The 8,314-nt window shown below is 43.9% G+C and carries 7 protein-coding genes; 3 read left to right on the top strand and 4 right to left on the bottom strand.

What is annotated here, in order from left to right:
- The 4 genes from IH879_15020 to IH879_15005 all read right to left on the bottom strand — a co-directional run.
- The coding region (locus IH879_15020) for an ATP-binding protein (GenBank protein MCH7676245.1) at nucleotides 1-1,753 on the bottom strand (1,753 nt) is incomplete at its 3' end.
- 345 nt (nucleotides 1,754-2,098) lie between these two features.
- Entirely contained in the window at nucleotides 2,099-3,727 is a 1,629-nt protein-coding gene (locus tag IH879_15015) for an amidase (GenBank protein ID MCH7676244.1), read from the bottom strand.
- A gap of 194 nt (nucleotides 3,728-3,921) precedes the next feature.
- Nucleotides 3,922-4,200, bottom strand: coding sequence for a Uma2 family endonuclease (locus IH879_15010; GenBank protein ID MCH7676243.1), 279 nt, complete (start codon nucleotides 4,198-4,200; stop codon nucleotides 3,922-3,924).
- Entirely contained in the window at nucleotides 4,154-4,513 is a 360-nt protein-coding gene (locus tag IH879_15005) for a Uma2 family endonuclease (GenBank protein ID MCH7676242.1), read from the bottom strand. The genes IH879_15010 and IH879_15005 overlap by 47 nt, the downstream gene beginning before the upstream one ends.
- Before the next feature lie 403 nt (nucleotides 4,514-4,916).
- On the opposite strand from IH879_15005, the gene IH879_15000 reads away from it, so the two are divergent.
- From IH879_15000 to IH879_14990, 3 genes are all read left to right on the top strand, one after another.
- Nucleotides 4,917-6,668: a TldD/PmbA family protein gene (locus IH879_15000; GenBank protein ID MCH7676241.1), complete on the top strand. Its 1,752-nt coding sequence runs from the start codon at nucleotides 4,917-4,919 to the stop codon at nucleotides 6,666-6,668.
- Nucleotides 6,669-6,979: 311 nt separating this feature from the next.
- A complete protein-coding gene (locus IH879_14995) occupies nucleotides 6,980-7,621 on the top strand; it encodes a methyltransferase domain-containing protein (protein MCH7676240.1) in 642 nt (213 codons plus the stop codon).
- Between the two features lie 309 nt (nucleotides 7,622-7,930).
- Complete coding sequence (locus IH879_14990) at nucleotides 7,931-8,203, top strand: hypothetical protein (GenBank protein ID MCH7676239.1); 273 nt, start codon at nucleotides 7,931-7,933, stop codon at nucleotides 8,201-8,203.
- The last annotated feature ends 111 nt before the right edge of the window (nucleotides 8,204-8,314 follow it).

The following is an 8,314-nucleotide window of genomic DNA, read 5'->3' as shown; positions in this document are numbered from 1 at the left end:
TTGTAGCTAAGTTATTGTACGAGGTGGCTAAATCCGGATGGTTTGGGTCGAGAATCTCTTCCCTGATTTTCAAAGACTTCATTTGAAATTCCAGCGCTTTTTCCAACTGCCCTAAAGCTTTATAAATTGTAGCTAAGTTATTGTACGAGGTGGCTAAAGACGGATGTTTTGGGTCGAGAATCTCTTCCATGATTTTCAAAGACTTCATTTGAAATTCCAGAGCTTTTTCCAACTGCCCTAAATCTTGATAAATTTGAGCTAAGTTATTTGCCAAAGAGGCCAGGTTTTCATCTGATTGTGTTAAGCGGGCTAAGACCGATTCGGCAAATACAACATACCCTGCTTTAGCGAGCGGATTGTCGCCCGGCTCAACCTTTAGTTTCCACGTGAGATTGTCAATAAGCTGTTCACAAGTCGTTGCCGTTGGTTTAAGTTTATGCCTTGCCACGTCCTGGATAATCTGGTGCATAAAAACCTGAGAACCTTGCTGCTGCAGCCAGCCCTTTTCAACCAGGGAGTTAAGGTGGTCTTTAGTCTGTAATTTCAGCCAGTCGGTCAGCTGTTTTCGCTCAATAAAAACTGCCGGTAATACCGAGAGATTGGCTAAAATAGATTGCTCATCCCTGGTGATATTTGCAAGTTCAAACACACTTTCCATGTGCTCAAAAAAGCGCTTTTTTTGAGTTTCATCGTGCCAGGTGGTTTCCACACTTTCCGGTATTGTTTCAGTCAAATTAAATCCGGCTTCCTGCAGCCGGTTTAGAAGCTCGGCTATTTCCAAATCGCCATTCCGGGCCGTTTTCGCCAAAAGTTCAACACTCAGGGTATGCTGTCCGGTCAGCTCAATGATTTTTTCTAAGGCTGCATCATCAGGCTTGCCCTGGTAGTTTTGCATAAAAAGAGTTTTACATTTTTCCGTGCTCAAAAACCCCAGGGGATAGACTTCAAAGCCTTTCAGAGTTAAACGGGAGCTGGCAATAACTTTGCAGGGTAGTGAACGGAGTTTGGGCAAATCCGGGTCCTCAAGGTCTTCTATATTATCAATTATCAGCAGCGAGTTCGGGTCCAGGTTGGCCAGGTAATGAAGAATTTTGGCAAAGCGCTCATCCAGGCTTTCGTTTTCAGTCACGGAAATTTCTTTAATTTGAAATTGATTCGTGAAAGACTCTTTGAGATTGCCGAGGTAGTCTATCCAGCCAAGTTTTTCGAACCTCTTTGTGTTTGCCCAAAAATAGGTGCGGCAAACTTCAGTCTTGCCAATGCCACCCAGACCATTCACCAGCAACACCTGGTCTTTTGCTATCAAGCGATCATCGAGTTCTTTTAGCTCCTCCTCTCTGCCAATAAATCCGGTGGTTTTCGGAGGCCGTGCGGTCAGAAATTTTTTATCATCTTTTTGAATGTCTCTAATTTGATCCAGGAACTCTGTCGGAGAAATGCTGTCGGATTTGCTAATCTCTTTATATTTGAGAAAGCCAAAGAAGAAGATCATCGCCGAGGTGAGCGTGAAAATGAGCCAGCTCCCTTCGGTAAACAGGATGCCACCGATGCTGGCAATAAGGTATCGCCAATGTGGGAACTCAGCATTTCCTTTTATGGCCTGCAGGAGTGTTTCTATTCCTTCGCTGGCGCTCAGGTTGGTTGCTTCCCGTATCCAAAATGCAGCCATAATATAAAGAATATAATTCAGGCCCTTTCGCCTAAATACATACTCAATAATTGTGCGGATAATTTCTCGCAGGTCCTTTTGCACTAAAACTCCTTTAGATTACCATATTTTTAAACACTTGACTAAAAAAATTCAAAATACTGGGAGACTTAAAAACCCTTCATGTCATTTCGAGTGAAACGAGAAATCTGAAATTTTAAATCCTCTTTTTTTTATAAGTTAAAAATGCTACCATAAATATAGTCGGTGCTTCGTCAGATTCCTCCCTTCAGTCGGAATGACAAAACCAGTGCGAAGGCGTCCCCGCCGAGGCCGGGAAGGACCTCGGCGAGACGCCGTCGGGCTATAAAAACGGAAACTGCAACACTCTGCTTGGGTCGGAATGACATCGAGGGGGAGCTACGAGCGATTCCGAGCTGTTTCTCTATTTTATCCAAAATCGACCTCCGGCAGGAACCGCGGCGGTTTGCGATGTTGGGTCGCCTGTTCGAAAGCATAGGCTATTTTGATCAGCAAAGGCTCGCTATAGGCCCGCGAAAAGAAAGAGATGCCGACCGGCAGACCGTGAACGAACCCGGCAGGCACCGTAATGTTGGGATACCCGGCTCTGGCCGCCGGTGATGAACTGCCGCCTGAAAAGTGGTCGCCATTGACCCAATCCGTCACCCAGGCGGGTCCGCCTGTTGGGGCAACAATTGCATCTACATTATGCTTGTTTAAAGTCGCGTCGATGCCCTCAGCCCGGGAGAGCCGCAGAATTTTGTCCAAAGCTTCCTTGTATTCCGGAGTCGACAGGTCGCCTTTCGCTTCAGCTTTTATGAGAATGTCCTGACCAAAGTACGGCATTTCTCTCTCTTGATTGGCTTCATTGAATTTAATGAGTTCCTGCAGAGAATGGACTGCAACCTCCTCGTTGAGGGCGGCGAGATACTTGTTGAGGTCGGTTTTGAATTCATACAAAAGCACGTCAAATCCTGAATCGCCGTATTTTCGGCGGGTCTCAACGTCGGCCGGATCAACCACAGTTGCGCCGAGATCCTTCATTGCCTGGATGGCGTCCTCCATGAGTTTGTCCACGCCTTCGTGAAAACCAAAATAGTTGCGGGACACCCCGATGCGGGCGCCTTTCATGCCCTGCGCATCGAGAAATTGAGTATAATCCTGGTGCGATTTCCCCTGGCTTTGCCTGGTTACGTCGTCCCGCGCATCAATGCCGGTGAGGGCGCCGAGCAGGATGGCGGCGTCACTTACCGTTCGCGCCATGGGGCCGGCGGTGTCCTGAGTGTGGGCAATGGGGATAATTCCCGAACGGCCGACCAGACCCACCGTAGGTTTGATTCCCACAACCCCGTTTGCAGAGGACGGACAGACAACGGAACCATTGGTCTCCGTGCCGATAGCCACAGTACAAAGATTTGCCGCCGTCGCAACTCCCGAACCCGAGCTCGAACCACACGGATTTCGGTTGAGAACGTAGGGGTTGCGACATTGTCCGCCGCGGCCGCTCCAACCACTTGAGGAACGCGTCGAACGGAAGTTCGCCCACTCACTGAGGTTGGCCTTGCCTAAAATGATGGCCCCGGCTTCCCGAAGTTTGTGAGCCACAAAAGAATCCTGAGCCGCAATTGAGCCAACGAGCGCGAGGGAGCCGGCGGCGGTGGTCATCTTATCTGCGGTATCGATATTATCTTTAAGGATCACCGGAATGCCGTGCATTGGGCCTCGAAGCTGATTTTGTTGCCGCTCTTTATCTAATTCCTCTGCGATCGACAGCGCATCCGGGTTCACCTCAATGAGCGCGTGCAGGGATGGACCTTGTTTGTCCATCTCAGCAATGCGCTCGAGGTACTTTTCAATAATAGAGCGAGCTGTATACTTGCCGGACTTCATTCCGTCCTGCAAATCCGAGATCGTCAATTCGTCCAGCTCGAACGGCTTAACTTTATGCCCGGTGGTTGATTTCTTTTCCGTTTCGGACGTGGTACACGAAATTAGGCCCGTCAGCGCTAAGGCAGGACCGCTGGCCGATGTAAGCTGTAAAAATTTTCTACGTTTCATAATGACCTCAAGGTTTGTTAAAGTTATGAGCGTTTCTTTTAGCCCAGATGCAAGGGAGGCTTCTGGTGAAAATGTTGATTTGCAACAAATTTGTCAAGTAAAAAAAGATGTCCTGAGGTTGACGACCTGTAGGTGGTTGGAAAACGAGGACGGAACTAATATTTAAATTCCATTAGGCTATTATTGTTCTATTTTTAATTGAAGAGAAGGTGGAGATTTTTTAAAATAGCAAAAATTTTTGAAATCTTTAATTCAAAACCAGATAAAATATCTTCACCAATTAGAGTATCATTCTCTCTTAATTTTTTTGGTTCCTTGTCGCCCTGATAAATTATTAGATCCCGGTTCTTTGGATTTACGACCCAGATCCACTTCACCCCTGCAGCAAAATATTCATCTATTTTGTCCTCGATTTCTTTCCAAGTTTCAGAAGGCGAAAAAATTTCGACAACTAATTTCTGGTGCCACTTCAAGGAATCCTGTTTTAGGTAATTTTTTGAGCCGTTTTTTTGAAATGAAAATCACATCAGCCCCTCGAACAGTGTCCGGGTTGCGGCCGGTGTAAATACCAACTTCGCCAGTTTGTACCCAACCAAGTTTATTTTGGTTAACAAACGTTTTCAACTCATATCCGACATTTAGTTCGATAAATCCATGTGGCCCTGCCGCAGGGGTCATGGGTATTATCCTCCCTGCAATCAATTCACATGGGCCGAGATCACCCCTTTCAAAAAGTTCATCCCCTGTTAAAGGAATTGTATCGATTGTCTGCGGCAATGAACTCATGATTCTAAAGCTCCCAAGATAAAGTCAAGCTTCATAAAAAAAGTAAGCAATCATTAAATAAGTGACATATAGATTTTGAATTTTGTCAGGTCACATAGGATAAATTATCCAACGTGACAGGTATTTTTTTCATATGATCTCAGGCAGTACCATTTGGATAATATTCATATCATGATGTTTAGCAGAAACTGCACAACTCTTGGAGAGTACGAAATTTATTAGCCTAATGCAATAATTCTTATTGACTTTTGATCTGGCATTTAGTATAGGATTAATGTTATTCAGAAACTGTACAATCACTTGTTAGCCTGCAATGGGAGGTACAAAGTATACGTAAAAACATGTGTTTCCACGATTGTCCACAAACACTAAAGGTATGACATAGAAATTGAGAGGATTAATTATGAAGATTATAAAGTTTAAACATCTGCTTATTGGAGCGCTTCTAGCGGTTCTCATCACATCTTTCACATTTGCTGCACAACAGGATAATGAGATTTCTAATGATAGTGCACGGAAAAAAATCGTCCAGGCCTTAAGCAAAGAGCTAAAGCGTTCTCAAAAAGAGCTGCATATGGAAGGGTTTGAATCACCCTATTTTATCTCCTACCAGCTTCAAGAGGCCGAAACGGTTGGGCTATTTGGAACGTATGGTGGCATTCAGATGCGACTCGGGCCACCTAAACGTCGTACAGCCTTTGTAGAAATAAGAGTCGGGGACTATAAATTTGATAATACCAATCGAGAACAGCGAAGAGGTAGCAGGTCTCCTTTTTTCAGGCGACAAGCCTTCGCCCCATTAGATAATGATGAGAATTCGTTAAGAGCCGTTTTCTGGAAGCTTACCGACGTTAGTTACAAAAGAGCCATATCGGACTATCAGAGCAAAAAGGGCGAGATGGCATTTGCGTCGGATAAAGAGAATGCCGACGATTTCGCGCCAGACATCAAAAAAACAAACTTCGGACCAATCAAAAAATTAAAACTCAACGAGAACCTCTGGGCAGATAGAATTCGAGAAGTAACACGCTCATTAGCTCAGGTAAAAGGAATCTTCGATCCAACAATGAGAGTTGTTGGTACTAAGATTTCTACCTACTATGTGAACACAGAAGGCTCAACTATTACAACGGACGAGGTGTATTACGAGGTAAATGTTAATTGTAAAACACGTGCCGATGATGGAATGTTACTGCAAAACTTCCGTACCTTCGCAACACGTATCCCTGAAGAGCTACCAAACGACGAGACACTTAACGATGAAGTCAAGCGGATGGCCGAAGAGCTTATGCAACTTCGCGAAGCAGAAGTGCTTCAACCCTACAATGGTCCTGCCATCCTGGCACCAGACGTGGCTGGTGTCTTGTTCCATGAAGCAATCGGGCATAGGTTAGAAGGGGAACGTCAAAGAGCCAAGCAAGAACAGCAAACTTTCAAAGGAAAGGTGGGTCAGCAAGTGATTCCAGAGTTTCTAACGGTGATTGACGACCCGACGCTGAATTATTTTCAAGGCAAGACCCTTAATGGAACGTATCAATATGACGACGAAGGAGTTACACCGGAGAGGGTTGTTCTCATTGAGGATGGGGTGTTGAGAACTTTCTTGCTCTCCCGTACACCAATTGAAGGGTTTCCCCAATCCAATGGACACGCCCGTAAAAGCCCAGGGCATGGATTAGATCCTATGGCACGCATGAGCAATCTTATTATAGAAAGTAAAAAGATATTTAGTCCAGAAGAATTGAAGCAGATGTTAATTGAGGAGGTAAAGCAACAAGGTAAACCTTATGGTCTTATTCTGAAGCATAACCAGAGCGGTATAACTGGACCACTTCAGACTGGCCGACCTGGAGCTTTTCGTGTAACGCCAATTTTAGTTTATACAGTTAATGTTGATAACGGGCAGGAAACACTCGTCAGGGGAGTAGATCTAGTTGGAACTCCCCTAATAAGCATAAACAAAATAATGGCAACTGGGAATAATTACGCGGTTTTCAAAGGGGTGTGTCGTGCGAAATCTGGGATCATTAATGTAAGTACTATAGCCCCTACAATGCTTTTGCAGGAAATCGAACTTCAAAAGGCTGCAGGAGTACCTGAGCAACCGACAATTCTTCCATCACCCTTTTGGCCAGATTCGGAGATCGAAGATTGAGTGAAGGAGGGAAACGAAGATAGTTATGAATAATAATTAGGATGCTTATTCGGGGACATCAAGCAAGAAGCTGGAAGGTTGAGAAGCTTACTGCATTCGTTAGTGAAAATCGGAGCCCAAAAGCATCTGATGGCTAACACGCAACTGCACCCGACTGCTCAGCGGATCCGCAATTCCAGATTTTGAGAATTTAGTAAAGAACTAATTTTCAAATAAAGTATAGTACTACTTTCACCGCAGCGGGTGAGTTGCAACGTTAGGCGCGAAATAAAAAATAATTACTTATGTCAAATAGAATTTGAAAGTAATCTATGACGGATGAAGAATATTACTCATACATAAAGAAATTGTTTGGAAGATGGGCTTCCATTTATGACTTTGTTAGTATATTCCTTTCAGGAATTAGGGATAAAGTTGCAGATTTTACTAATGCAAGAAATGGCTCAAGAATACTGGATGTTGCAACTGGAACTGGAAAACAGGCATTTGCATTTGCTAAAAATGGCTATGATGTTATTGGTATTGACTTATCGGATGATATGGTGAAGATAGCCAAAAAGAAGAATAAATATGAAAATGTAAAATTTGAAGTTGCTGATGCTACAAATTTACCATTTGAGGATAGACATTTTGATGTTTCTTGTGTCTCCTTCGCATTACATGAAATGCCATTGGCTATAAGAGAAAAATCATTGAAAGAGATGGTCAGAGTTACTAAACCAAAAGGAATCATAATGATTGTTGATTATGCTTTGCCCAAGAACAAAATTCTTAGATATTTTATTTATAACTTTGTCAAATTTTACGAGAGCAGATATTACCCCGATTTTGTGAAATCTAAACTTAAAGCATTGCTTGGAAAATCACGAATCGAGATAGACAAGGAATCTCCAGTATTGCTTGGAGGCGCAAGAATTCTAAAAGGAATAAGGTTGGATAATGATGTTCAATAATCTTATTGATTCTGATTACATCAAATCTAAACTCCAGTCAAATTGTCATCGTGTACTACGTGGAGAACTATTTGAGCATTGCGATACACAATCGCCTAACACTGGCTGGAGTTGACGGCAGGGCTTCGGCTCGTTGGCTGGGTTTCGTGCCCTCTCAAAGTTTATTTTTAATTCGCAGGTTAGGTGCCCTGTCACCTGCCGCAACTCAGCCTTGCCGTTAGACTCGGAACAAAAGCTCTCACTTGCAGAGATACATAAACGTTGACCACGATATCATTAAGTCGAATGAAGACGAAAATAGGAGACATCATGAAACGGAGAATTACCATTATCCTGATTACCCTTATCATGTTCCAATTAAACGAAATGGTTCAAAAACTATCGGCGCAGGTACCGGCGCAGGACTCCCTCGCGCTTGTGGCGTTGTACGATAGCACCGACGGCGCAAACTGGACAGATAATACCCGTTGGTTGACAGCGTCTGTTTCTACATGGTTTGGTGTTACAGTGTCTGGAGGGCGCGTAACAGACGTATCGTTATCTTCAAACAACCTAAACGGACATATTCCTCAGGATCCTTAGGGAGCTCAAGAGTTACAACTTCAGGAAGCTTGTTTCTCATATGTTCACGCTCAAAAGGACTGTCATCCAAAAAGAGGAAACTATCTAAACCCAAATTTAATTCTTCCGAAA

The organism is candidate division KSB1 bacterium (assembly GCA_022562085.1).
In the GTDB taxonomy this organism is placed as follows: Bacteria; Zhuqueibacterota; Zhuqueibacteria; order Oceanimicrobiales; family Oceanimicrobiaceae; genus Oceanimicrobium.
Note: the sequence above shows the minus strand (reverse complement) of the source record. Positions and strands in the feature narration are given on the sequence as shown.